The organism is Mycobacterium sp. 1274756.6 (assembly GCF_001668625.1).
GTDB lineage: Bacteria > Actinomycetota > Actinomycetes > Mycobacteriales > Mycobacteriaceae > Mycobacterium.
Map to the genome: position 1 here is coordinate 55,786 of NZ_LZLJ01000064.1, position 24,634 is coordinate 80,419.

Consider the following 24,634-nt stretch of genomic DNA (forward strand, 5'->3'; position numbering starts at 1 on the left):
GGTTCGTCGCGCCGCGCGGTCCCTGGAACAATGGCGGCGTGCCCGAAGCCGTCTGGATCGCCCTCGCCGTCGTCGCCGTCCTGGTCGTTCTCGCCGTGCTCGCCTTCGGGCTGGTGCGCTACCGGCGCCGCCAGATCAGCCTGGCGCGCGACCAGGCGACGCCCACCCTGGACCGCTCCGGCGGCTACACCGCCTCGGCGGGGATCACGTTCAGCCAATCCGCCGCGCCGCCACCCGCGCCGCCCGCCGCACCGGCTCCGCCGCCCGCACCCGCGGCGCCCCCCGAACCCGCCGCGCCGGCGCCCGAACCGGCGGCGCCCCAACCGCCCGCCGCGCCGGAACCGGTCGCCGAGGCACCCGCCGCGCCGGAGGCCATCGCCCCCGTCGAGGGCCGGCTGGAGCGGTTGCGCGGCCGGCTGGCGCGCTCGCAGAGCACGCTGGGCCGCAGCATGCTGGGCCTGCTCGGCGGCGGTGACCTCGACCAGGACTCCTGGGAAGAGGTCGAGGACACCCTGCTCATCGCCGACCTGGGCCCGACCGCCACCGCCTCGGTGGTCGCCGCGCTGCACGACCGGCTGGCCGGCGGCGCGGTGCGCACCGAGGCCGACGCCCGCGCCGTGCTGCGCGAGGTGCTCATCGCCGAACTGCAGCCCGACCTGGACCGCTCGATCCGGGCGCTGCCGCACCCCGGCCACCCGTCGGTGCTGCTGGTCGTCGGGGTCAACGGCACCGGCAAGACCACCACCGTCGGCAAACTCGCCCGGGTGCTGGTGGCCGACGGCCGGCGGGTGGTGCTGGGCGCGGCCGACACGTTCCGGGCCGCCGCCGCCGACCAGCTGCAGGCCTGGGCGGCGCGGGTGGGCGCGGAGGTGGTGCGCGGCGCGGAGGGCGCCGACCCCGCCTCGGTCGCCTTCGACGCCGTCGACACCGGTATCGCCGCCGGCGCCGACGTCATCCTGGTCGACACCGCCGGCCGGCTGCACACCAAGGCCGGCCTGATGGACGAGCTGGGCAAGGTCAAACGGGTGGTGACCCGCCGCGCCGCGGTCGACGAGGTGCTGCTGGTGCTCGACGCCACCGTCGGGCAGAACGGGCTGGCGCAGGCCAAGGTCTTCGCCGAGGTCGTCGACATCACCGGGGTGGTGTTGACCAAACTGGACGGAACCGCCAAGGGCGGCATCGTCTTCCGGGTGCAGCAGGAGCTGGGGGTGCCGGTGAAACTGGTCGGGCTGGGGGAGGGCCCCGACGACCTGGCGCCGTTCGAGCCCGGCGCCTTCGTCGACGCGCTGCTGGGCTGACCGGCCGCCCCGGACCCGACCGATCCCGACCGATCCCGACCGATCGAGCGCAGAGGGAGCGACGAGATGAAACTGGTGACCGCGATCATCAAGCCGGTCACGCTGGAGGACGTCAAGGCCGCCCTGGAGCGCATCGGGGTGCGCGGGATGACCGTCAGCGACGCCCGCGGCTTCGGCCGCCAGCAGGGCCAGCTCGACGACTACGGGCCCGGCCCCGACCAGGACACCACCGGCGAGTTCGTGCCCAAGATCCGGGTGGAGGTGCTGGTGGACAGCGCCCTGGCCGACGACGCGGTCACCACCATCGTGGAGGCCGCCCGCACCGGCAAGATCGGCGACGGCAAGGTCTGGGCCGCCCCGGTGGACACCGTGGTGCGGGTGCGCACCGGTGAGCGCGGCCCCGACGCCCTCTGAGCGTGGCGCATCACCCCGCCGGGGCATCCGGCGCGGACCGTTAGGCTGGCGGCGTGTTTGAATCGCTCTCCGACCGGTTGACCAGTGCCCTCACCGGGCTGCGCGGCAAGGGCCGGCTGACCGACGCCGACATCGACGCCACCACCCGCGAGATCCGGCTGGCGCTGCTGGAAGCCGACGTGTCGCTGCCGGTGGTGCGGGCGTTCATCGCCCGGATCAAGGAGCGCGCCAAGGGCGCGGAGGTCTCCGGGGCGCTCAACCCCGCCCAGCAGGTCGTCAAGATCGTCAACGAGGAGCTCATCGGCATCCTCGGCGGCCAGACCCGCCAGCTGGCGTTCGCCAAGACCCCGCCGACGGTGATCATGCTCGCCGGTCTGCAGGGCGCCGGAAAGACCACCCTGGCCGGCAAGCTCGCCCGCTGGCTGCGCGGCCAGGGCCACACCCCGCTGCTGGTGGCCTGCGACCTGCAGCGGCCCGGCGCGGTCAACCAGCTGCAGATCGTCGGCGAGCGGGCCGGGGTGGCGGTGTTCGCCCCGCACCCGGGCACCACCGCCGACGGCGACCACGCGGCCGGGCCCGGCGACCCGGTGCAGGTTGCCGCGGCCGGGCTGGCCGAGGCCAAGGCCAAGCACTTCGACGTCGTGGTCGTCGACACCGCGGGCCGGCTGGGCATCGACGAGGAGATGATGGCCCAGGCCGCCGCCATCCGCGGCGCCGTCGACCCCGACGAGGTGCTGTTCGTCCTCGACGCCATGGTCGGGCAGGACGCGGTGGCCACCGCCGACGCGTTCCGCGAAGGCGTCGGCTTCACCGGGGTGGTGTTGACCAAGCTCGACGGCGACGCCCGCGGCGGGGCGGCGCTGTCGGTGCGGGAGGTCACCGGCGAGCCGATCCTGTTCGCCTCCACCGGGGAGAAGCTGGAGGACTTCGACGTCTTCCACCCCGACCGGATGGCCAGCCGCATCCTGGGCATGGGCGACGTGCTCAGCCTCATCGAGCAGGCCGAGCAGGTCTTCGACGCCCAGCAGGCCGAGGCCGCCGCCGCCAAGATCGGCACCGGCGAGCTGACCCTGGAGGACTTCCTCGAGCAGATGCTGGCGGTGCGCAAGATGGGCCCGATCGGCAACCTGCTGGGCATGCTGCCCGGCGCCGGCCAGATGAAGGAGGCGCTGGCCGCCGTCGACGACAAGCAGCTCGACCGGCTGCAGGCCATCATCCGCGGCATGACCCCGGCCGAGCGCGCCGACCCGAAGATCATCAACGCCTCCCGGCGGCTGCGCATCGCCAACGGCTCCGGCGTGGCGGTCAGCGAGGTCAACCAGCTGGTGGACCGGTTCTTCGAGGCCCGCAAGATGATGTCGTCGATGATGGGCGGCATGGGCATCCCCGGCGTCGGGAGCCGCAAGTCGGCCACCCGCAAGGCCAAGGGCAAGGGCGGCAAGAACAAGAAGGGCAAGCGGCGCGGCCCGACCCCGCCGAAGGTCCGCGGCCCGCTCGGCGGCATGCCGGCCGGGTTCCCCGACCTGTCGGCGATGCCGGCCGGGCTCGACGAACTGCCGCCCGGGCTGGCCGACTTCGACCTGTCCCAGCTGAAGTTCCCGGGCAAGAAGTAGGCCCGCGGTGCGCTTGCATGTCCGGGGCCGCGGCCTGCCCGACGGGGAGCCGGTCGAGTTCTGGGTGGCCGACGGGGTGCTGCACACCGCGGCGGTGCCCGGCGCGGAGACCGTCTTCTCCGCCGGCTGGATCATCCCGGGCCTGGTCGACGCGCACTGCCACGTCGGGATCGCCTACGGCGGCGGGCCCGCCGAGGGCGACGAGCTGATCCGGCAGGCCGAGACCGAACGCGGCACCGGGGTGCTGCTGCTGCGCGACGCCGGGGTGCCGGTGGACACCCGCCACCTCGACCGGCGCACCGACCTGCCGCGCATCATCCGGGCCGGCAGGCACCTGGCGAAGACCAAACGCTACATCCCCGGCCTGGGCCTCGACATCGACGACGAGGCGCAGCTGCCCGCCGCGGTCGCCGAGCAGGCCCGCCGCGGCGACGGCTGGGTGAAACTGGTCGGCGACTGGATCGACCGGGACGTCGGCGACCTGGCCCCGCTGTGGTCCGACGGGGTGCTCCGGGCCGCGATCGCCGCCGCGCACGCCGAGGGCGCCCGGGTCACCGCGCACGTCTTCGGCGAGGACGCGCTGCCCGGGCTGATCGCAGCGGGCATCGACTGCATCGAACACGGCACCGGCATCACCGACGACGTCATCGACCTGATGGTCGAGAACGGCACCGCGCTGGTGCCCACGTTGATCAACATCGACAACTTCCCCGAGATCGCCGACTCGGCCACCCGATACCCCACCTACGCCGCCCACATGCGCGCCCTGTTCGACCGGTGCCGGCCCCGCATCGCCGCCGCCCGTGAGGCCGGGATCCCGATCTACGCCGGCACCGACGCCGGCGGCATGATCGCCCACGGCCGGGTCGCCGACGAGGTGGCCGCGCTGACCCGGATCGGGATGGACGCCACCGCGGCGCTGGGGGCGGCGTGCTGGGCGGCCCGCGACTGGCTGGGCGCCCCCGGTTTGGTCGACGGCGCCCCGGCCGACCTGCTGTGTTACGCCGCCGATCCGCGCGGCGGCCCGGCGGTGCTCAGCCGCCCCGATGTGGTGATGCTGGCCGGTCGGCTGTACTGACGGCTCGGCCCTACAGCGCCCCGACGGCGGCCTGCCGGTCCTGAGCGAATCCCCAATCCAGCAGGCCGGCCGCCTGATCCCAGTAGGTGGGGCCGCCCTCGTGGATCAGCCCGTAGGTCATGGCCACCACCAGCCGGCGCCCGTCGCGGGCGGCCGCGCCGACGTAGGTCTTGCGGGCGGCGTTGGTGAAACCGGTCTTGCCGCCCAGCGCGCCGGGGTAGCGGGTGAGCAGCTCGTTGGTGTTGGTCAGCACCTTCTGGCCGCCGCCGGCGGTGGGGAACGGCGCCGAGGGCTGCGCGACGATCTGGGCGAACACCGGGTGGGCGAGGGCGGCCCGGAAGATCACCGCCAGGTCGTGCGGGCTGGTGGCGCCCGACCCGCCGGCGCCGTCGAGCCCGGACGGGGTCACCGCGCGGGTGGCGGTCGCGCCGAGCGCGGCGGCCTTGGCGTTCATCTTGGCCACCCCGGCGCCCGGCCCGCCGAGGGCCTCGGCGAGGGTGTTGGCGGCGTCGTTGCCGGAGGCCAGCAGCGCGCCGTCGAGCAACTGGCGGACGGTGTAGCCGCGGCCCGGCTGGACTCCGACACAGTTGCATTCGACGTCGACGTCGGCGTCGGTGGCCACCACCGGGGTCGCCAGGTCCAGTTCGTCGAGAACCACCAGCGCCAGCAGCACTTTGATGGTGCTTGCGGGCGGAGTCACCGCGGAGCCGTTACGCTCAGCCAGGATCGCCCCGCTGTCCAGGTCGGCGATGATCCAGTTCGGCGCCGGGCCTTCCGGGATCGCGGCGGTCCCCGGCGGCTGGGTCGCGGTATCCGACCGGGCCGGCGGTGCAGTGCACACACCCGCCAGCGCGACGGTGAGACAGGCCAGCAGGACCGCAAGGTTTCGCACGGCTGCCGAGCCTAACGTGGTGGCGCGATCGTGTTCAATCGGCGAGGGTGCGAACGACAGGGCAGGGGACGGCATGGAGCAGTGGAACCGCGAGGCGGTGACGAAGACGGTCGAACGCGCCCTCGACGATCGTGATCTCGCCGCGGTGACCACCGCGGTCCGGCCGCTGGGACCGGCCGAGATCGTCGAGGTGCTGGAGCGGCTCGACAACACCGAACGCGCGGTGATCTACCGGCTGCTCTCCAAGGAGCAGGCCCTGGAGGTCTTCGAGGACCTCGATCCCAGCCTGCAGAGTGACCTGGTCGGCGGCCTGCAGAAGGACGACGTGGCCGCCCTGTTCGCCGAACTGGACCCCGACGACCGGGTGGAGTTGCTCGACGAGCTGCCCGCCTCGGTGGCCCGCCGCCTGCTGCAGGGCCTGCCGCTGCGCGAGCGGGCGATGACCGCCAGCATCCTGGGTTACCCGCAGGGGTCGATCGGGCGCCGGATGAGCCCGGAATTCGTTGCGGTGCGGGCGGATTCGACGGCGGAGGCGGCGCTGGCGCGGGTGTCGGCGCACCTGGCCGACGCCGAGACCGTCTACGTCCTGCCGGTCACCGACGATCACCGCACCCTGGTCGGGGTGGTGAGCCTGCGCGACCTGATGGGTGCGGCGCCGGAGACCCGCATCGCGGACCTGATGGAGCGGGCCTATCCGGTGCGGGCCAGCGACGACGCCGAGGACGCGGCGCGGCGCTGCGCCGACCTCAAGGCGCTGGTGCTGCCGGTGGTCGACAACGAGTCCCGGCTGGTGGGCATCCTCACCGTCGACGACGCGCTGCGCATCCTGGAGACCGCCGAGACCGAGGACCAGGCCCGCGCCGGTGGTACCGAACCGCTGCGCCGGCCGTATCTGACCAACCCGGTGCGCAACCTGGTGCGCGGCCGGGTGGTGTGGCTGCTGGTGCTCGCCGTCGGCGCCACCCTGACCGTGCAGGTGCTGTCGGTGTTCGAGGCGACGCTGAGCCAGGTCGTGGCGTTGGCGCTGTTCGTGCCGCTGCTGATCGGCACCGGCGGCAACACCGGCAACCAGGCGGCGACCACGGTGACCCGTGCGCTGGCGCTCGGCGACATCGGCTCCCGCGACATCACCAAGGTGGTGGCCCGCGAGTTCCGCGTCGGGCTGTCGCTGGGTCTGCTGCTGGGATCGCTGGCGTTCGTGCTGGCCAGCATCGTCTACGACACCTCGCTGGGCGCGGTGATCGGGTTGTCCCTACTGAGCGTGTGCACGATGGCCGCCACCGTCGGCGGCACCATGCCGTTGATCGCCCGGGCGATCCACGCCGACCCGGCGGTGTTCTCCAACCCGTTCATCTCCACCTTCGTCGACGCCACCGGGCTGCTGCTGTACTTCCTGATCGCCAAGGTGGTGCTGGGGATCTGAGCGGCGGATTTCCCGGCCCGCGCGGGGGTGTGGCAGAATTTCAGGCTGTCCGCCGCGCGACCCGCCCGGTGAGGGTGCTTGCCCGGCGGTCACACACGCGAGGCAAAACCGGGCCCGGGCATCCCGCCCGTGTCGCTGAATTGCAGCGTGACAACCACAGGAGTATCGCCGCATCATGGCTGTGAAAATCAAGCTGACCCGGCTCGGCAAGATCCGTAACCCCCAGTACCGCATCGCGGTTGCCGACGCGCGGACCCGCCGCGACGGCCGCGCCATCGAGATCATCGGGCGTTACCACCCCAAGGAGGAGCCGAGCCTCATCGAGATCGACTCCGAGCGCGCCCAGTACTGGCTGTCGGTGGGGGCCCAGCCCACCGAGCCGGTGCTCAAGCTGCTGAAGATCACCGGTGACTGGCAGAAGCACAAGGGCCTGCCGGGCGCCGAGGGCACCCTGAAGGTGGCCGAGCCCAAGCCCAGCAAGCTGGACCTGTTCAACGCCGCGCTGGCCGAGGCGGACGGCGCCCCGAGCACCGAGGCGACCACGCCGAAGAAGAAGGCCAAGAAGGCCGACGAGAAGAAGGCCGACGAGAAGAAGGCCGACGAGAAGAAGGCCGACGAGAAGAAGGCCGACGAGAAGAAGGCTGACGACAAGGCGGCCAAGGCCGAGAGCAAGGCCGACGAGAAGGCCGACGAGAAGGCTGAAGCCGCGCCCGAAGCCGACGCCAAGACCGAGAGCTGAGCGAACCGATGAGCGCAGTCGTGGTCGACGCCGTCGAACACCTGGTCCGCGGGATCGTCGACAACCCCGACGACGTCCACGTCGACCTGCTGACCAACCGGCGGGGCCGCACCGTGGAGGTCCACGTCCACCCCGACGACCTGGGCAAGGTCATCGGCCGAGGCGGGCGCACCGCCACCGCGTTGCGCACCCTCGTGGCCGGCATCGGCGGCCGCGGTATCCGCGTCGACGTGGTGGACACCGACCGCTAGCCGGCACGCCATGGAGGTGGTGGTCGGCCGGCTGGTGAAGGCCCACGGCATCACCGGCGAACTCGTCGTCGAGGTCCGCACCGACGAGCCCGAGCAGCGGTTCGCCCCCGGCGCGCGGCTGCGTGCCCGCGCTCCCCGCGACCGCGGCCCGGGCCGCGAGGTGGTCGTGGCGACCGTGCGCGAACACGGCGCGCGGCTGCTGCTGCGGCTGGCCGGCGTGGACGACCGCGACAGCGCCGAGGCGCTGCGCGGCAGCCTGCTGCTGATCGACACCGCCGACCTGCCGCCGATCGACGACCCCGACGAGTACTACGACCACCAGCTGGTCGGGTTGCGGGTGCGCACCGCCGCCGGCGCGGTGCTCGGCGAGGTCGGCGAGGTGCTGCACACCGGGGCGGGCGAACTGCTGTCGGTGCGCCGCCCCGACGGCGGTGAGCTGCTGGTGCCGTTCGTCAGCGCGATCGTGACCGCGGTGTCGCTGACCGACGGGCACATCGAGGTCGACCCGCCCGACGGGCTGCTCGAGGTCAACGAGCCGAAACCGCCGACATGAACATCGACATCGTCACGATCTTCCCGGACTACCTCGCGCCGCTGCGACAATCCCTGCCGGGCAAGGCGATCGACTCGGGGCGGGTCGGGCTGCGCCTGCACGACCTGCGCGACTGGACCCACGACGTGCACCGCTCGGTGGACGACACCCCCTACGGCGGCGGCCCGGGCATGGTGATGACGGCGCCGGTCTGGGGTGCGGCGCTGGACGAAATCTGCGGGCCCGACACGCTTTTGGTGATCCCCAGCCCGGCGGGCGCCCTGTTCACCCAGGCCACCGCGCAGCGCTGGGCGACCGAGTCGCACCTGGTGTTCGCCTGCGGCCGCTACGAGGGCATCGACCAGCGGGTGGCCGAGGACGCCGCCCGCCGGATGCGGGTCGAGGAGGTCTCGATCGGCGACTATGTGCTCGCCGGCGGTGAGGCGGCCGCGCTGGTGATGGTCGAAGCGGTGCTGCGGCTGCTGCCCGACGTGCTGGGCAATCCCGCCTCCCACCACGACGATTCGCACTCCCCGGGCCGCGACGGGCTGCTGGAGGGGCCCAGCTACACCCGCCCGGCCAGCTGGCGCGGCCTGGAGGTGCCCGCGGTGTTGCTCTCCGGCGACCACGCGCGGATCGAGGCGTGGCGGCGGGAGGCGTCGGTGCAGCGCACCCGGGACCGGCGCCCCGACCTGCTCGACTAGATCCGGCCGTCGGGGAAGATCGTCGCCACCACGTCGGTGATCGTGGCGCGGGCCTCGGCGTCGTCGCCGGGTTGCAGCGACCCCACCGCGAGCACATAGCGACGGTCGGGGCCGATCACCCCGGTCGACAGGTGCATCCAGTCCGCGCCGATGCAGCACATCCAGCCCTGCTTGACCGCCACCGGCTCGGCGTAGAGCCCCTCGGGGATGCCGAAGCGCTGCGGGTAGCCGTCGATGCCGGTCGGGGTGGCCTGCACCAGGTTGTCCACGATGATGTTCGCCTGTGCGGGGTCCAGACCGCCGCGCCCGCTCAGCAGCATGTCGTAGTAGCGCACCAGCTCCAGCGGGGTGCTGATGACGTTCCACCAGCGGCCGTCACTGCCCGGGATCGTCGAGGTCAGCCCGTAGCGGGCGGCCACCCGGGTGATGATCTCGTCGCCGCCGTCGCGGTTCCAGAACTCCTCGGCGGCGTTGTCGTCGGAGGACCGCAGCATCGCGTCGAGGCTGGCGCGGTCCTCGGCCGACAGCGGCCCGCGCACCAGCAGGTCATCGGCGATGAACAGTTTGGCCACCGACGCGATCGCCATCGGGGTGGCGTCGTCGGTGGCGAACACCTGCCCGGTGGAGCGGTCCAGCATGGCCACCGACACCGCGGCGCCCCGCGCGGCCGCCAGCTCGGTCGCCAGGTGCAGCCGCTCGCTCAGCCCGTCGAGCGCCACGTTGGGCAGGCCGAACGGCACCTGCGGTGCGGGCGCGATCGCGGTGGCCAGCGGGGTGATGAAGTTGATCGGCGGCTGGGTGGTGGTGCGCGGCGTCGCGCCGCGGGCGTCGGTTCCGCAGCCGGTCAGCACGGCGAGCAGGAGAACGACGGCGGCCGCGAGCGCGGAGAGCGGTCTGGGCAGTCGCGCTCGCATGCACCCTCCTTGGGCTGATCGACGTCGTCAGGCCGACATCGCCGCGCCGACATCTGCAGACAAGATTTACCATGAGTGGCCTGCACCGCAGGTGCGACCGGCCCGGCGGACCGGGCGATTTCGCTGCGCCCCGCTCGTCTGGCACAATTGGGCAGTTGTCCCGGCAGTTCGCCGGCGGGCCGGCCGCGTCCGGCCGGTCGCCGGAGACACGCCATAAATGCCCGCCCAACCGGTCCGGTGTCTGGCGCCACGCCCCGTGGCCGCCCTGTCCCGCGGCCGTGACCTGCAAGGATGTGCCCTCTCATGAACACGCTGGACTTCGTCGACAAGGCGTCGCTGCGCGACGACATCCCGACCTTCGGTGCCGGCGACACCGTCAACGTGCATGTGAAGGTCATCGAGGGCACCAAAGAGCGCATCCAGGTGTTCAAGGGCGTGGTGATCCGCCGTCAGGGCGGCGGCGTCCGGGAGACCTTCACCGTGCGCAAGGAGAGCTACGGCGTCGGCGTGGAGCGCACCTTCCCGGTGCACTCGCCCAACATCGACCACATCGAGGTCGTCACGCGCGGCTCGGTGCGGCGCGCCAAGCTCTACTACCTGCGCGAGCGTCGCGGTAAGCGCGCCAAGATCAAGGAGAAGCGCTGATTCCAGCGGTAGGGGGCGCTCCGGCGCCCGCCGGCGTGCTGGCTACGCTGAAGCGGTGACCGACGCCGAGCAGACTCCCGAGGCGGGTCCATCCGAACCCTCCGACGGCGAGCAGCCCGACAAGCCCCGCGACAAGAAGAAGCGCAGCACGCTGCGCGAGACCACCACGCTGGTCGTCATCGCGGTCGCCATCTACTACGTCATGTTGACGTTCGTGGCCCGGCCCTACCTGATCCCGTCGGAGTCGATGGAGCCCACCTTGCACGGCTGCCCGGGCTGTGTGGGCGACCGGATCATGGTGGACAAGGTCACCTACCGGTTCACCGACCCGCAGCCCGGCGACGTCGTCGTCTTCAAGGGCCCACCGGCGTGGAACGTCGGCTACCAGTCGATCCGCTCGGACAACACCGCGCTGCGCTGGCTGCAGAACACCCTCAGCGTGGTCGGCTTCGTCCCGCCCGATGAGAACGACCTGGTCAAACGGATCATCGCGGTCGGCGGCCAGACCGTGCAGTGCCGGCCGGACACCGGGCTGACCGTCGACGGCGAGCGCCTGGACGAGCCCTACCTGGACCCGGCGGTGCTGATGGCCGACCCGGCGACCTATCCCTGTCTGGGCAGCGCCTTCGGCCCGGTGACGGTGCCCGAGGGCCGGCTGTGGGTGATGGGGGACAACCGCACCCACTCCTCGGACTCGCGCGCGCACTGCACCAACGATCCCGAGGACCTGCGCGACGGGGTGTACTGCACCGGCGACCCGACCCCGGGCACGGTGCCGGTGGCCAACGTGATCGGTAAGGCCCGGTTCATCGCCTGGCCGCCGTCGCGCTGGGGTGGTATCGCCTCGGTCGATCCGCAGCAGGGGCCGTGAGGATGGCGACCACCTGGCCCCCGCGGGCGGTGATCCGCCGCTCCGGCGGACTACGCACCCTGGAGTCGGCGCTGTACCGCAGCGGGCTGGGCCCGGTGGCCGGGGTCGACGAAGCCGGCCGCGGTGCCTGCGCCGGCCCGCTGGTGGTGGCCGCCTGCGTGCTCGGCGCCCGCCGCTCGGAGGCATTGGCCGGGCTCGACGACTCCAAGAAACTCACCCCGGCGACCCGGGAGCAGTTGTTCACCGTGATCCGCCGGTTCGCGCTGGCCTACCACGTGGTGGTCATCGACGTCACCGACGTCGACCGCGCCGGGGTGCACGCCGCCAACATCGAGGGGATGCGCCGCGCGGTCGCCGGGCTGGCGGTGCGTCCCGGCTACGTGCTCAGCGACGGGTTCGCGGTGCCGGGCCTGGCGGCGCCGTCACTGCCGGTGATCGGCGGGGACGCCGCCTCGGCCTGCATCGCGGCGGCCAGCATCCTGGCCAAGGTCAGCCGGGACCGGCTGATGGTGGCGATGGACGCCGACCACCCCGGCTACGGGTTCGCCGGCCACAAGGGCTACAGCACCAGCGCGCACACCGCCGCGTTGACCGAACTGGGGCCGTGCCCGCAGCACCGCCGCTCGTTCATCAACGTGCGGCGGGTCGCGGCGATCGGCTATCACCACCCGGTGCGCAACAATGGCTTCATGCCCGAAGGAGAAGGACAGCTGAGCAGATGAGTGCCGAGGATCTCGAAAAATACGAAACCGAGATGGAACTCTCGCTGTACCGCGAATACAAGGACATCGTGGGCCAGTTCAGCTACGTCGTGGAGACCGAGCGGCGGTTCTATCTGGCCAACAGCGTGGAGATGGTGCCGCGTAACGCCGACGGCGAGGTCTACTTCGAACTGCGGCTCGCCGACGCCTGGGTGTGGGACATGTACCGGCCGGCCCGCTTCGTCAAGCAGGTGCGGGTGGTGACCTTCAAGGACGTCAACATCGAAGAGGTCGAGAAGCCCGAGCTGCGGCTGCCGGACTAGCCGGCCGAGAACGAATCGCCGACAGAAAGGTTCAGCGATGGCCCACGACGACGCGCTGCGCGACCGGGTGCGGGCGGGCTACGCCGCTGCCGCGACCGCGGTGGCCGGCGGCGCCACCGACGGCGAGGTGCTCTCGGCCGCCAACTGCTGCGGGCCGGCGGGCCAGTCCGAGGTGATCTTCGGCTCCGGGCTCTACGACGACGCCGACCGCATCGGGCTCCCGGGGCAGGCGGTCGCCGCCAGCCTGGGCTGCGGCAACCCGACCGCGGTCGCCGAGCTGCGCGCCGGCGAGCGGGTGCTGGACCTGGGCTCCGGCGGCGGGATCGACGTCCTGCTCTCCGCGCGGCGGGTCGGGGCGACCGGGTTCGCCTACGGCGTCGACATGACCGACGAGATGCTCGCGCTGGCCGAGGCGAACAAGGCCGAGGCCGGGATCGACAATGTCGAGTTCCGCAAGGGCTCCATCGAGGACCTGCCGCTGCCCGACGGTGCGGTGGACGTGGTGATCTCCAACTGTGTGATCAACCTGTCGACCGACAAGCCCACCGTCTTCACCGAGATGTTCCGGGTGCTGACGCCGGGCGGACGGATCGGCATCTCCGACGTCGTCGCCGAAGACCGGCTGTCCGCCGCCGAACGCGCCGAGCGGGGCTCGCACGTCGGCTGCATCGCCGGTGCGCTGTCGCGCAGCGAATACCTCCACGGGCTCGCCGCCGCCGGGTTCGCCGACGCCACAGTCGAATTCACCCACCGGATCGCCGACGGCATGCACGGTGCCGTCATCCGGGCGGTCAAACCGCGCTGAGGGCGCGGCCTCGGTCAACCCCGCGCTTGAGAGCGCGGATTCGCGCCGGGGCGCTGCCGTTTCGGGGCGGCGGAGCCGAGCCCCTGCCCGGCCAGGCTGCCCAGCAGTGCCTCACCGAACATCGCGGGGGCGAACGCAGCCGGGCCGGCCGGCGCGGCGACCGTGGCGATCGCGGCGGGTGCGGTCACCGTCGGGCGCACCGTGGTGGTCCACGACGGCGGCACCGACAGCCGCCCGGCCCGGCTGGCCTCGCCCACCGCGGCCAACACCGGCGGGCGCGTGGCCGCTGCCCCCGGCGCCGGCGCCGGCGAGGGAGTCACCGGCCACGGAGCGGCCACCTCGAACGGCCCGATGCCCTGCGCCTCGTCCCGGCGGGCGTTCACGGCCAGCGCATGATTCGTCGTGGCGATCGACAACCCGGAGAAGGTGGAACTCGACGTGGAGGCGGCTGCGCTGGTCAGCGACGGAATCTGCAGCAGATAGCTCGCCAGGCCCGGCATGCTGGGGGTGGGCGGTGGGGCCGGCGCCGGGAGGGGAGTCGCTACCCCGCCGGGGGGCGCCGGCGGGGTAGCGAACGGGGTGAGCCGCGCGGTGCCCGAGGAGGACAGTGCGTAACCGTTCATCGCGGTGACGTCTTGAGCCCACATCTGTTCGTAGTGTGCCTCGGTGGCCGCGATCGCCGGACTGTTCTGTCCGACCAGGTTGGCCGCGACCAACGCCAGCAGCAAAGCGCGGTTGGCCGCGATCAGCGGCGGGGGCACGGTCATCGTGAACGCGGTCTGGTAGGCCGCCGCAGCGGACTGGGCCTGCGCGGCGGTCGTTTCGGCGTGTTCGGCGGTCTGGTGCAGCCACCCGATGTAGCCGGTGGCCGCGGTGCTCATCGCCATCGACGACGGGCCCCGCCACACGTCGGTGGTCAAGATCGCGACCACCGCGCTGAAGTCGGCCGCCGAGGAGTGCAGTTCGCCGGCCAGCCCGGCCCAGGCGGCGGCTGCCGCGAGCAGCGGAGCCGAGCCCGGCCCGCAGTACATGCGCGCGGAGTTGATCTCGGGCGGCAGCAGGTCGAAGTCCATGCGCGTTCCATTCCGTCAGCGGGCGGCCGCGGGCCGCACCAGTACCGGCTCGGTGGTGGGAGGTCGTCGCTTCTCCTGCGGCCGCTGCAGGGCGGCCAGGCCGGCCGGCGCGAAGGCACCGCCGGGCATCGGCGTGGCCGCCGGCGGTGGCGGCGCGCCGGAGGTGGGCAGGGCCAGCGCCATCGGGCGGACCGCGGGGGGCTGGCAGCCCCAACTCGCCGGTACCGACAGGCCCCCGACCGACGGCGCGGCGCCCGACTCCGCGGTCACCGCCGGCGCCGCCACCAGCAGCGGCGGCGCGGGGTCCCGGGTCGCTTGGAACGCCAGCCGCTGATTGGTGATGTCGATGCTGCGCACGCTGGCCACCGCGTTATTGGTGGAGAGCATGGTGTTGATCAGGTTCGGCACGTGCTCGAGGTAGTCCAGCAGGGTCGGCGACGTCACCATCGGGGGCGCCGCCAACTGCTGGAGCACCGACGGTGTGGTCGCCATCAGCTGCGGCAGTGTGGTGGGCTGCGCGCCGGACACGGCCGCCGCGGCGTGGGCGACCGCGGCGGCCTGTGCGCCCAGCGCGGCCGGGTTGGTGTGCTGCGGCGGGGTGGCGAAGGCATTCAGCCGGCTGGCCGCCGCCGACGAACCGGCGTAGGTGTACATCGCCACGGCGTCCTGGATCCACATCTGCAGATAGTGGGACTCGGTCGCAGCGATCGCCGGAGTGTTCTGGCCGAAGAAATTGGTGGCGACCAGGGTCATCAGCAGAGCCCGGTTGGCCGCGATCACCGGCGGCGGCACCACCGTGGCGAACGCCAGCTCGAAGGCGCCCGCGGCAGCGGTTGCCTGCGCGGCGGTCTGCTCGGCAGCAGCGGCACTGGTGTGCAGCCAGGCGGTCACCGGTGCGGTCGCCCCCACCATGCATAGCGCTGCCGGGCCCTGCCATGTCGCGGTCAAGTCGACAATCGCCCGGCTGTAACCTAGTGCCGCGCTTTCCAATTCGACCGCCACAGCGCTCCACGCCACCGCCGCTGCCAGCATCGGCCCCGGCCCGGGACCGGTGTAGATCCGGGTTGAGTTGACCTCCGGAGGCAGGACCGCGAAGTCAAACATGTCGCGTCCGACTAGGCGGTGGCGACCGCGTTGGCCGCCTCGGTGGCGGCGTACGAGCCGGCACTGGCGCTCAGCGTGGCGACGAACATCTCATGGAGCGCGGCGGCCTGGGCGCTCACCGCCTGATACCACTGCGCCTGCGCGCAGAACTGCATTGCGGTCAACGCCGACACCTCGTCCGCCGCTGCGGGAATCACCTCGCTGGTCGGAGCGGCAGCGGCCTGATTGCCGGCGGTCAGCGCCGCGCCGATGGCTTGTAGGTCGCCGGCGGCCGCGGTCAGCAGTTCCGGCCGGGTGGTGACGAAGGACATGACATGCTCCCTTCACGGGCGATGGAAGTGGTTTGGCCAGCAAGGCATTCGCCGCGCGTGCGGTGAGCGCGCGGCAGAAAAAGGGGAGGGGTGGGGCGAAAGGATGATGCCGCTGGCTGCTGTCACGATGCACCTGCCTCTACCCAGGATCGTTCCGTGGTAGAGGCCATCAGCCAAACGGCGGTTCAGGCGAGCCTCATCGCCTTACCCGCGATGCTACTCCGCTCGCCGCCTCGCACAAGTATCGTTTTTCAGCGGGCAGCGAGTCAGGGCACGCGCGAAGGAGGGCCAGATGGACCGCGCCGCGCCAGGCGAGAGCCTCAAGCTCACCGCCTACCTCAACGAGCGGCTCCGCGGCGGCGGCGGTCGCTTCCTCGCCGACGAGTTGCTGGACCTGTTCGGACGCCGTCGCGTCGCCACCAGCATCGTCCTACGCGGAGTGGGTGGCTTTGGGCCGCAACGGATCCTACGCAGTGACCGGTCGTTGAGCCTGTCGGAGGACCCGCCGGTCGCGGTCACCGCGGTGGACACCCGGGCGGCAATCGAAGAGCTGCTCGGCCCGCTGCAGGCCATGCCGGTGCGCGCCCAGCTCACCCTGGAACGCGCCCGGCTGCTCACTGCCGCCGATGCCGTGGCCACGCTGCCCGCCGAACTCGCCGAACCCACCAAACTCACCGTCTACCTGGGCCGCAAGCAGCGTGTCGATGCCGCGCCCGCCCACATCGCGGTCTGCGAATTGATGCATCGGCGTGGGCTCGCCGGCGCTTCGGTGTTCCTCGGGGTGGACGGCACCCGCGGCGGCCGGCGGGCGCGGGCGCACTTCCTCGGCAACAACTCCGACGTGCCGATCATGATCGTCGCCGTCGGCCCCGGCCCGCAGATCGCCGCCGTACTGCCCGAAATCGCCGCGCTGGCACCCGAACCGGTGATCACCGTGGAGCGGGTCCGCATCTGCAAACGGGACGGCGAGCTGTTCGATCATCCGCACCCGTTGCCCGACACCGACGAGCGCGGCCGTCCGCTGTGGCAGAAGCTGACGGTCTACACCTCCGCAGCGGGCTGTTTCGGCGGGGAGCCCATCCACCGCGCCCTGCTGAGCCGGCTCTACCGGCAGCGGTGCGCGCGCGGCGCCACGGTGTTGCGCGGCATCTGGGGCTTCCACGGCGATCACCGTCCGCACGGCGACCGGTGGTGGGCGATCGCGCGGCGGGTGCCGGTGACCACCGTCATCGTCGACACCCCGGCCCGCATCGCGGCGGCATTCGCCGTGGTCGACGAGGTCACCGCCGAGCAGGGTCTGGTCACCAGCGAGACGGTGCCGGTGCTGCTGCCCGGTGGGACAGACCCCTGGGGATAACCGCCGCACTGGGGATAACCCCACCCCGACGCCCGTCGCGGTAAATCCGGACGCTCGGCGGTGTCGGGGTGGCCGCGCACGCTGCACCCATGACGACCTTGACACGAGCCGAGCTCGGTGCCTTCGGTGAACAGTGGGCGGTGGACTACCTCGGCGGCCTGGGCTGGCGGATCCGGCAACGCAACTGGCGGTGCCGCCGCGGCGAGCTCGACGTGATCGCCGACGACCCGGACGCCGACGCGGTGGTGTTCGTCGAGGTCAAGACCCGAACCGGGGACCGGTTCGGCGGGCTGGCCTACGCGGTGCCGCCGGCGAAAGTGCACCGGCTGCGGCGGCTGGCCGGCCTCTGGCTGGCCGAACAGGACCGCTTCATCGCCCGGGTGCGCATCGACGTGATCGGGGTACGGGTGGGCCGGACCCGGGCGCCGCAGCTCTTCCATCTGCGCGGGGTCGGCTGATGGCGCTGGGGCGGGCCTACTCGATCGCGGTGCGCGGGCTCACCGGCGCGGTGGTCGAGATCGAGGCCGACATCACCTCGGGGCTGCCCGGCGTGCACCTGGTCGGCCTGCCCGACACCGCGCTGCAGGAATCCCGCGATCGGGTCCGCGCCGCGATCACCAACTGCGGCAACAGTTGGCCGCAGTCCCGGCTGACCCTCGCGCTGTCCCCGGCGACGCTGCCGAAGATGGGCTCGATGTACGACTTGGCGCTGGCGGCGGCGGTGCTGGCCGCACAGGACGCCACCCCGCCGCGGCAGGAGAAGAGCGTGCTGCTCGGGGAACTGGCCCTCGACGGGCGGGTGCGCCCGGTGCGCGGCGTGCTGCCCGCCGTGCTGGCCGCCAAAGCCGAGGGCTGGCCGACGGTGGTGGTGCCGGCCGGGAACCTCGCGGAGGCCAGCCTGGTCGCCGGGATCGAGGTCGGCGGCGTGGCCTCGTTGCGCCACCTGCAGGCCTGGCTGGCCGGCAAGGCGCCGCTGGCCGGGCGGATCGATGCCGCGACCGCGGCCGAGGAGACCGGCGCGGAACTCGCCGACGTCGTCGGGCAGTCCCAGGCCCGGTTCGCCGTGGAGGTCGCCGCGGCCGGCGCCCACCATCTCATGCTGACCGGCCCGCCCGGTGTCGGCAAAACCATGCTCGCGCAACGGCTTCCCGGGTTGTTGCCGCCACTGGGTGAAGCCGAGGCGCTGGAGGTCACCGCCATCCATTCGGTGGCGGGCCTGCTATCGGAGACCACTCCGTTGATCACCCGCCCGCCGTTCGTCGCCCCGCACCACAGCTCCAGCGTCGCCGCCCTGATCGGCGGCGGCTCCGGCCTGGCCCGCCCCGGCGCGGTCAGCCGCGCCCACCGCGGCGTGCTGTTCCTCGACGAGTGCGCCGAGATCGGCGTTCATTCGCTCGAAGCGCTGCGCACCCCACTCGAGGACGGCGAGATCCGCCTGGCCCGCCGCAACGGGGTGGTGCGCTACCCGGCCCGCTTCCAGCTGGTGCTGGCGGCCAACCCGTGCCCGTGCGCACCGGCCGACCCCCGAGACTGCTCCTGCCGGCCGGTGGAGAAACGTCGCTACCTGGGCCGGCTGTCCGGCCCGCTGCTGGACCGCGTCGACCTGCGGGTCGCGCTGCACCCGGTGCGCGCCGGGTCGTTTCACGCCGCGGCGGGGGAGTCCAGCGCCGCGGTGCGCGCCCGGGTGGCCACCGCCCGCGCCGTAGCCGCCGAGCGCTGGAAACCCCACGGCGTGACCACCAACGCCGAGGTCAGCGGGGTGTTGCTGCGGCGCGAATACCGGCTCTCAACCGAGGTGATGGCGCCGCTGCGCATCGCGGCCGACCGCGGGCTGCTCTCCATCCGCGGGGTCGACCGCACCCTGCGCGTCGCCTGGACACTCGCCGACCTGGCCGGGCGCACCACACCCGGACGCAACGAGGTCGCCACCGCGCTGGGGTTCCGGCAGGGCGGAGCCACCCGATGACCGCCGACACCGCGGCGCTGCGTGCCTGGGCCTACCTGTCCCGCGTCGCCGAACCCCCCAACGAGCAGCTGGCTGACCTGCTCGCCGAGGTCGGACCCGTCGAGGCCGCCGACCGTATCCGCCGCGGCGCCGTCGGCGACGAGCTGGCCCACCACACCGCCGCCCGCCGGGAGCTCGACTGCGCGGCCGCCGACCTGGAACTGCTGGCCCGCCGCGGCGGCCGGCTGATCACCCCCGACGACGACGAATGGCCCGCCCTGGCGTTCACCGCGTTCGACGGCGCGACCGGCAGACCGGACTGCCGGGCTCCGCTGGCGCTGTGGCTGCAGGGACCGGCCCGCCTCGATGCGGCCAGTGGGCGCTGCGCCGCGATCGTCGGCACCCGCGCCGCCACCGGCTACGGCGAACACGTGGCCGCAGATCTGGCCGTCGGCCTCGCCGAACGCGACGTCACCGTGGTCTCCGGCGCGGCGTACGGCATCGACGGCGCCGCCCACCGCGCCACGCTGGCCGCCGATGGCACCACGGTGGCGGTGCTGGCGTGCGGCCTCGACGTCACCTACCCGGCCGGGCACACCGCCCTGTTGCACCGCATCGCCCGCACCGGCTTGCTGGTGACCGAGTACCCGCCGGGCACCCGCCCGTACCGCCACCGGTTTTTGACCCGCAACCGGCTGGTGGCGGCCTGCGCCGGCGCCACCGTGGTGGTGGAGGCCGGGCTGCGCAGCGGCGCCGCCAACACCGCCGCCTGGGCGCGCGCCCTGGGCCGGGTCGTCGCCGCGGTCCCCGGGCCGGTCACCTCCGCGGCCTCGGCGGGCTGCCACGTCCTGCTGCGCGACGGGGCGGAGCTGGTCACCCGGGCCGAGGAGCTCGTCGAGCTGGCCGGGCGGATGGGGGAGTTGGCGAGCGAACCGCAGCACCCGCAGACCCCGCTGGACGGACTGGGCGACACCGAGCGTCGGGTGTATGAGGCGCTGCCCGGCCGCGGAGCGCACACCGTCGACCAGATCGCGGTCGGGGCCGGCCTGCCCGCCGAACAGGTGCTGGGCCCGCTGGCGATGCTGGAGGTCTGCGGGCTGGCAGAACGTCACGACGACCGCTGGGGCATTGTGCGTCCGTATAGTCGGTGAGGCAGTCCACGACAGTGAAGGAGGGCCGGTGTCGGGTCGACCGGTGCACACGTTCGAGGTGGTCGCCACCGAGCGCCTGACCGAGCACATGGTGCGGGTCGTGCTGGGCGGCAACGGTTTCGACACCTTCCGCCCCAACGACTACACCGACTCCTACGTCAAGGTGATCTTCGTCGGCGACGACGTCGACGTCACCGCGCTGCCGCAGCCGCTGACCCGCGACAGCTTCAACGACCTGCCCGCCCACCAGCAGCCGGTGGTGCGCACCCTCACCGTGCGCCACGCCGATCCGGCCACCCGCCGGATCAGCATCGACGTGGTGGTGCACGGCGAGCAGGGCAGCGCCGGGCGTTGGGCGGCCGCCGCCCGGCCCGGCCAGCCGGTCTATCTGATGGGCCCCAGCGGCGCCTATTCACCCAACCAGGCCGCCGACTGGCATCTGCTGGCCGGCGACGAAAGCGCCCTGCCCGCCATCTCCGTGGCGCTGGAGGCGCTGCCGGCCGACGCGGTCGGTCAGGTGTTTATCGAGGTCGCCGGCCCCGACGACGAGATCGACCTGCCGGTGCCCGCCGGGATGAACCTGCAGTGGATCCACCGCGGCGGCCGCGCCGACCTGGTCGACGACGACCGCGCCGGCGACCACGCACCGCTGATCGCGGCGGTGCGGTCCGCGCCCTGGCTGCCCGGGCAGGTGCACGTGTTCATCCACGGCGAAGCCCAAGCCGTCATGCACAACCTGCGGCCCTACATCCGCAAGGAGCGCGGCGTGGCCCCGGCCTGGGCGTCGATCTCCGGCTACTGGCGTCGCGGCCGCACCGAGGAGACCTTCCGGGTGTGGAAGAAGGAACTCGCCGCCGCCGAGGCCACCCAGGCCTGACCCCGGCCTGGCAAGCTGACGACCATGGCATTCGGCGACTACCAGTTCGAGATCTACCTGCAGGCCCTGGCCGGGGTCACCCCGACACTGCCGATGACCCACACCGAGTTGGCGGCGCGCGCCCAGGCCGCGATGTCGCCGTCGGTGTGGTCCTACGTCGCCGGCGGCGCCGGAGACGAGCGCACCCAGCGGGCCAACGTCACCGCGTTCGAGCGCTGGGGGTTGCTGCCGCGGATGTTCGTCGGCGCCACCGAACGCGACCTGTCGGTGCGGCTGTTCTCGATGACGCTGCCGTCGCCGATGTTCATGGCCCCGATCGGGGTGGCCGGCATCTGCACCCAGGACGGCCACGGCGACCTGGCGGCCGCCCGCGCCGCCGCGGCCACCGGGGTGCCGCTGGCGGTCTCGACCCTGACCGCCGACCCGCTGGAGGACGTCGCCGCCGAGTTCGGCGACACCCCCGGCTTCTTCCAGCTCTACACACCCAAGGACCGCGACCTGGCCGCCAGCCTGGTGTCCCGCGCCGAGGCGGCCGGCTACCGCGCCATCATCGTCACCCTCGACACCTGGGTGCCCGGCTGGCGTCCCCGGGACCTGTCCACCGCCAACTTCCCGCAGCTGCGCGGGCATTGCCTGGCCAACTACACCAGCGACCCGGTGTTTCGGGCCGCCCTGCCCGCCCCGCCGGAGGAAAACCCCCAGGCCACGGTGCTGGCCTGGGTGCAGACCTTCGGCAATCCGCTGACCTGGGATGACCTGCCGTGGCTGCGATCGCTGACCGACCTGCCGTTGATCGTCAAGGGCATCTGCCACCCCGACGACGTCCGGCGCGCCAAAGACGGCGGGGTAGACGGCATCTACTGCTCCAACCACGGCGGCAGGCAGGCCAACGGCGGGCTGCCGGCGATCGACTGCCTGCCCGACGTGGTGGCCGCCGCCGACGGGCTGCCGGTGCTGTTCGACTCCGGGATCCGCACCGGCGCCGACATCGTCAAGGCGCTCGCGTTGGGCGCCACCGCGGTCGGCATCGGCCGCCCGTACGCCTACGGGCTGGCGTTGGGCGGCGCCGACGGGGCGGCGCACGTGCTGCGCTCCCTGCTCGCCGAGGCCGACCTGATCATGGCCGTCGACGGCTATCGGTCACTAAGCGATCTCACTCCCGACGTGCTCCGGCGCGTCGGGTGATTGCCGGGCGGCGGGTCTGTAACCGTGGAGCCGTGCAGCCCATCCTCGAGGAGTTCGACGAGTACCTCGCGTTGCAGCGCGGGCGCTCGGCGCACACCCGCCGCGCCTACCTGGGGGATGTGCGCGCCCTGCTGGGCTATCTGCGCGACCACGACGCCGCCGCCGGCCTCGACGGCCTGACCCTGCCGGTGCTGCGGGCCTGGCTGGCCCGGCAGGCCAACGCCGGGGCGGCCCGCACCACGCTGGCTCGTCGGGCGTCGGCGGTCAAGACGTTCACCGCGTGGGCGGCTCAGCGCGGACTGCTCGCCGCCGACCCGGCCGCGCGACTGCAAGCGCCGCGGGCGCGCCGCACCCTGCCCGCGGTGCTGCGCCAAGACCAGGCGCTCGACGCCATGGCGGCTGCGAAATCCGGCGCCCAGCAAGGTGATCCGCTTGCCCTGCGGGACCGGCTGATCGTCGAGCTGCTGTATGCCACCGGAATCCGGGTCAGCGAACTGTGCGGGCTCGACGTCGATGACATCGACATCGACCGGCGGGTGCTGCGGGTGTTGGGCAAGGGCGGCAAGCAGCGCAGCGCCCCGTTCGGCGAGCCGGCCGCGGAAGCGCTGCGCGCCTGGCTCACCGAGGGCAGGGGGGCCCTGGCGGGCACCGAGTCGGGGCCGGCGCTGTTGCTGGGGGCGCGGGGCCGTCGGCTCGACCCGCGCCAGGCCCGCACCGTCGTGCACCAGACCATGACCGCCGTCGACGGCGCCCCCGATATCGGGCCGCACGGACTGCGGCACAGCGCGGCCACCCACCTGCTCGAAGGCGGCGCGGACCTGCGCATCGTGCAGGAATTGCTCGGCCACTCCAGCTTGGCCACCACCCAGCTCTACACCCATGTCAGCGTGGCGCGGCTGCGCAAAGTGCACGACCAGGCCCACCCGCGCGCATGACCGAAACGCCGCCGGTGCATCGCCACACCGTCGACCTGCCCGGGTGCCGGATCTCCTACCTGGACTTCTGCGCGGGCGCAGCGGAGCCGACCGCGGTGGTGCTGCTGCACGGCGGCGGGGTCGACAGCGCCGCGCTGTCCTGGGCGGAGGTGGGCGAGGCGCTGGCGGGCGCCGGCTACCGCGTGCTTGCCCCGGACCATCCCGGTCACGGCGAAAGCCCACGGCCGGACTGGCCGGTGACCCAGCAGCGGCTGGTCGACTACGTCGGGCAGTTCGTCGACGCTCTGGACCTGCGCCGCTATGTGATCGGCGGGCTGTCGTTGGGCGGGGGACTGACGCTCGGCCATGTCTTGGCCCGGCCCGGCCGCGTGGCGGGCGCGATCCTGCTGGACAGCTACGGGCTGATGCCGCGCCTCTCCGACGGCGCCGTGGCCGGCGGCCGACAACTGCTGACCTGGGTGCTGCAGCGCAGCGGAGCGCTGGACGCGATGACCCGGTGGATGGCCGGCAACAACGCGGCACTGAGCTGGAGCATCAAGTCCCTGATCCGCGATCCGGCCCGACGTACCCCCGAACTGGTCGACACGATCGTCGCCGCGGCACGCCGGCCGGACGGCTTCGCGGCCTTCGAGCAATGGCAGCGCGACGAGGTCCAGTGGAATCGGCTGCGCACCGACTACACCCCGCAGCTGGCGTCGTTTCCCCGCCCCGCGCTGATCATCCACGGCGGCAAGGACACCGGCGTCCCGGTCACCCGGGCCCGTCTGGCGGCCGAACTCATCCCGGAGTCGACGCTGACCGTGATCGACGACGCCGGCCATTGGGTGCAGCGCGACGCCCCCGACGTGGTGATCGCCGCCATGCTCGCGTTCCTGCGCCGGCTCGGATAACCGGCCGGGGCGAGCGGCTTGGCGGTGACGAAAAACCGTGTGAAGCCGTGTTCGTGCGGGCGGATACTCAGAGCATGGCTGACCTGGGCTCCCGCCAAACACCCATCGTTGTCGCGCTCGGCGTGGCGGCCGCGATGCTCACTGCGCCATCGGCGGCCGCCGACCCGGTGTTGCCGGATTTCGACGCTTTTCCCAAGGCCGACGCCAAGGACTACGTCGTCCGCGACACCCTGGCCTATTCGGTGCGCGGCTTTACCACCTCCGAGGGGGTGTTCTGCACCTCCTCCTCGCACCGGGGCATCTCCTATGTGGATTGCTACGGTCCGCTTCCCAGCGCCCCGGACGGCGCCACCTCGGTGCACCTCGGCCGGATGGGCAATGCGCTCTCGGAAGTGACGTTCAGATCGGATCCCGTGGGCCCGGCGGAATTCGAGGGGCACCCGCTGCGGATGCTGCCGGCGGCGGTGGACTACGACTTCGACCAGGCGCATTGCGCACGCGACGCGACCACCCAGTTGGCCTGCGTGATGGGCAATGGCACCGAACAGCACCGCTTCGTCATCCGCGACGGCCACACCGAGGTGTTCTGAACCCCGCCGCGAG

28 protein-coding genes and 1 riboswitch are annotated in these 24,634 nt (G+C 72.7%); of the genes, 23 read left to right on the plus strand and 5 right to left on the minus strand.

The features are described from left to right. The first annotated feature begins 38 nt into the window (after window positions 1-38). From ftsY to A5643_RS09890, 4 genes are all read left to right on the plus strand, one after another. Entirely contained in the window at window positions 39-1,298 is a 1,260-nt protein-coding gene (gene ftsY, locus A5643_RS09875; protein ID WP_066854405.1) for a signal recognition particle-docking protein FtsY, read from the plus strand. Window positions 1,299-1,364: 66 nt separating this feature from the next. Further along, window positions 1,365-1,712, plus strand: coding sequence for a P-II family nitrogen regulator (locus A5643_RS09880; protein ID WP_066854407.1), 348 nt, complete (start codon window positions 1,365-1,367; stop codon window positions 1,710-1,712). 53 nt (window positions 1,713-1,765) lie between these two features. Beyond that, a complete protein-coding gene (gene ffh, locus A5643_RS09885) occupies window positions 1,766-3,325 on the plus strand; it encodes a signal recognition particle protein (RefSeq protein ID WP_066854409.1) in 1,560 nt (519 codons plus the stop codon). Window positions 3,326-3,332: 7 nt separating this feature from the next. Next, complete coding sequence (locus A5643_RS09890; protein WP_066854411.1) at window positions 3,333-4,403, plus strand: amidohydrolase family protein; 1,071 nt, start codon at window positions 3,333-3,335, stop codon at window positions 4,401-4,403. Between the two features lie 10 nt (window positions 4,404-4,413). Here A5643_RS09890 and A5643_RS09895 read toward each other — a convergent pair whose 3' ends face one another. Next, a complete protein-coding gene (locus A5643_RS09895) occupies window positions 4,414-5,295 on the minus strand; it encodes a D-alanyl-D-alanine carboxypeptidase family protein (protein WP_066854413.1) in 882 nt (293 codons plus the stop codon). Window positions 5,296-5,368: 73 nt separating this feature from the next. Between A5643_RS09895 and mgtE the strand changes: the two genes are divergently transcribed. The 5 genes from mgtE to trmD all read left to right on the plus strand — a co-directional run bounded on the left by mgtE (window position 5,369) and on the right by trmD (window position 8,944). Beyond that, on the plus strand, window positions 5,369-6,718 hold the full coding sequence (gene mgtE / locus A5643_RS09900; protein ID WP_066854415.1) for a magnesium transporter: 1,350 nt from the start codon (window positions 5,369-5,371) through the stop codon (window positions 6,716-6,718). Window positions 6,719-6,893: 175 nt separating this feature from the next. Continuing rightward, the gene (gene rpsP / locus A5643_RS09905; RefSeq protein WP_066854417.1) at window positions 6,894-7,457 is read left to right on the plus strand and encodes a 30S ribosomal protein S16; all 564 of its coding nucleotides are present in this window, start codon (window positions 6,894-6,896) and stop codon (window positions 7,455-7,457) included. A gap of 8 nt (window positions 7,458-7,465) precedes the next feature. Continuing rightward, on the plus strand, window positions 7,466-7,708 hold the full coding sequence (locus tag A5643_RS09910) for an RNA-binding protein (RefSeq protein WP_066854419.1): 243 nt from the start codon (window positions 7,466-7,468) through the stop codon (window positions 7,706-7,708). A 10-nt stretch (window positions 7,709-7,718) separates the two neighbouring features. Further along, window positions 7,719-8,261 (plus strand): ribosome maturation factor RimM, encoded by a 543-nt coding sequence (gene rimM, locus A5643_RS09915; RefSeq protein WP_066854421.1) that lies wholly within the window; start codon window positions 7,719-7,721, stop codon window positions 8,259-8,261. Continuing rightward, on the plus strand, window positions 8,258-8,944 hold the full coding sequence (gene trmD / locus A5643_RS09920) for a tRNA (guanosine(37)-N1)-methyltransferase TrmD (protein ID WP_066854423.1): 687 nt from the start codon (window positions 8,258-8,260) through the stop codon (window positions 8,942-8,944). Before rimM ends, trmD begins: the two co-directional genes overlap by 4 nt. Here the strand turns inward: trmD and A5643_RS09925 are convergent. Next, window positions 8,941-9,858 (minus strand): serine hydrolase, encoded by a 918-nt coding sequence (locus A5643_RS09925; protein WP_066854425.1) that lies wholly within the window; start codon window positions 9,856-9,858, stop codon window positions 8,941-8,943. The two genes, trmD and A5643_RS09925, sit on opposite strands and share 4 nt — an antisense overlap. Before the next feature lie 303 nt (window positions 9,859-10,161). On the opposite strand from A5643_RS09925, the gene rplS reads away from it, so the two are divergent. From rplS to arsM, 5 genes are read left to right on the plus strand one after another with little or no spacing between them, the layout of a single operon-like run. Next, window positions 10,162-10,503, plus strand: a complete 342-nt coding sequence (gene rplS, locus A5643_RS09930) for a 50S ribosomal protein L19 (RefSeq protein ID WP_066854427.1) — start codon at window positions 10,162-10,164, stop codon at window positions 10,501-10,503. A 55-nt stretch (window positions 10,504-10,558) separates the two neighbouring features. After that, window positions 10,559-11,374 (plus strand): signal peptidase I, encoded by an 816-nt coding sequence (gene lepB, locus A5643_RS09935; RefSeq protein ID WP_066854429.1) that lies wholly within the window; start codon window positions 10,559-10,561, stop codon window positions 11,372-11,374. A gap of 2 nt (window positions 11,375-11,376) precedes the next feature. Further along, a complete protein-coding gene (locus tag A5643_RS09940; RefSeq protein WP_082948868.1) occupies window positions 11,377-12,096 on the plus strand; it encodes a ribonuclease HII in 720 nt (239 codons plus the stop codon). After that, window positions 12,093-12,398, plus strand: coding sequence for a DUF2469 domain-containing protein (locus A5643_RS09945; RefSeq protein ID WP_066854430.1), 306 nt, complete (start codon window positions 12,093-12,095; stop codon window positions 12,396-12,398). The genes A5643_RS09940 and A5643_RS09945 overlap by 4 nt, the downstream gene beginning before the upstream one ends. A gap of 37 nt (window positions 12,399-12,435) precedes the next feature. Beyond that, window positions 12,436-13,203, plus strand: coding sequence for an arsenite methyltransferase (gene arsM / locus A5643_RS09950; RefSeq protein WP_066854432.1), 768 nt, complete (start codon window positions 12,436-12,438; stop codon window positions 13,201-13,203). A gap of 14 nt (window positions 13,204-13,217) precedes the next feature. Here arsM and A5643_RS09955 read toward each other — a convergent pair whose 3' ends face one another. From A5643_RS09955 to A5643_RS09965, 3 genes are read right to left on the minus strand one after another with little or no spacing between them, the layout of a single operon-like run. Then, window positions 13,218-14,276, minus strand: a complete 1,059-nt coding sequence (locus A5643_RS09955; protein WP_066854434.1) for a PPE family protein — start codon at window positions 14,274-14,276, stop codon at window positions 13,218-13,220. A gap of 15 nt (window positions 14,277-14,291) precedes the next feature. Further along, window positions 14,292-15,380, minus strand: a complete 1,089-nt coding sequence (locus A5643_RS09960; protein WP_082948869.1) for a PPE family protein — start codon at window positions 15,378-15,380, stop codon at window positions 14,292-14,294. An 11-nt stretch (window positions 15,381-15,391) separates the two neighbouring features. After that, entirely contained in the window at window positions 15,392-15,691 is a 300-nt protein-coding gene (locus A5643_RS09965; protein ID WP_066854438.1) for a PE family protein, read from the minus strand. A gap of 153 nt (window positions 15,692-15,844) precedes the next feature. Then, window positions 15,845-15,904: riboswitch (Fluoride riboswitch) on the minus strand. Window positions 15,905-15,983: 79 nt separating this feature from the next. Here A5643_RS09965 and A5643_RS09970 point away from each other — a divergent pair. From A5643_RS09970 to A5643_RS10010, 9 genes are all read left to right on the plus strand, one after another. Next, window positions 15,984-17,048, plus strand: coding sequence for a DUF190 domain-containing protein (locus A5643_RS09970; RefSeq protein WP_066854440.1), 1,065 nt, complete (start codon window positions 15,984-15,986; stop codon window positions 17,046-17,048). Window positions 17,049-17,137: 89 nt separating this feature from the next. Continuing rightward, window positions 17,138-17,506, plus strand: a complete 369-nt coding sequence (locus A5643_RS09975; protein ID WP_066854442.1) for a YraN family protein — start codon at window positions 17,138-17,140, stop codon at window positions 17,504-17,506. Next, window positions 17,506-19,014, plus strand: a complete 1,509-nt coding sequence (locus tag A5643_RS09980) for a YifB family Mg chelatase-like AAA ATPase (protein ID WP_066854444.1) — start codon at window positions 17,506-17,508, stop codon at window positions 19,012-19,014. Before A5643_RS09975 ends, A5643_RS09980 begins: the two co-directional genes overlap by 1 nt. Beyond that, the gene (gene dprA, locus A5643_RS09985; RefSeq protein WP_066854446.1) at window positions 19,011-20,144 is read left to right on the plus strand and encodes a DNA-processing protein DprA; all 1,134 of its coding nucleotides are present in this window, start codon (window positions 19,011-19,013) and stop codon (window positions 20,142-20,144) included. Before A5643_RS09980 ends, dprA begins: the two co-directional genes overlap by 4 nt. A 28-nt stretch (window positions 20,145-20,172) precedes the next feature. Next, entirely contained in the window at window positions 20,173-21,021 is an 849-nt protein-coding gene (locus tag A5643_RS09990; protein WP_066854448.1) for a siderophore-interacting protein, read from the plus strand. A gap of 24 nt (window positions 21,022-21,045) precedes the next feature. Further along, window positions 21,046-22,206, plus strand: coding sequence for an alpha-hydroxy-acid oxidizing protein (locus A5643_RS09995; RefSeq protein ID WP_066854451.1), 1,161 nt, complete (start codon window positions 21,046-21,048; stop codon window positions 22,204-22,206). A gap of 32 nt (window positions 22,207-22,238) precedes the next feature. Next, window positions 22,239-23,141: a tyrosine recombinase XerC gene (locus A5643_RS10000; protein WP_066854453.1), complete on the plus strand. Its 903-nt coding sequence runs from the start codon at window positions 22,239-22,241 to the stop codon at window positions 23,139-23,141. Beyond that, complete coding sequence (locus A5643_RS10005) at window positions 23,138-24,031, plus strand: alpha/beta fold hydrolase (RefSeq protein WP_231995517.1); 894 nt, start codon at window positions 23,138-23,140, stop codon at window positions 24,029-24,031. The genes A5643_RS10000 and A5643_RS10005 overlap by 4 nt, the downstream gene beginning before the upstream one ends. Window positions 24,032-24,105: 74 nt before the next feature. Next, window positions 24,106-24,621 carry a hypothetical protein gene (locus A5643_RS10010; protein ID WP_156628731.1) on the plus strand — a complete coding sequence of 172 codons (516 nt, stop codon included), beginning with the start codon at window positions 24,106-24,108 and terminating at the stop codon, window positions 24,619-24,621. Window positions 24,622-24,634: the final 13 nt, after the last annotated feature.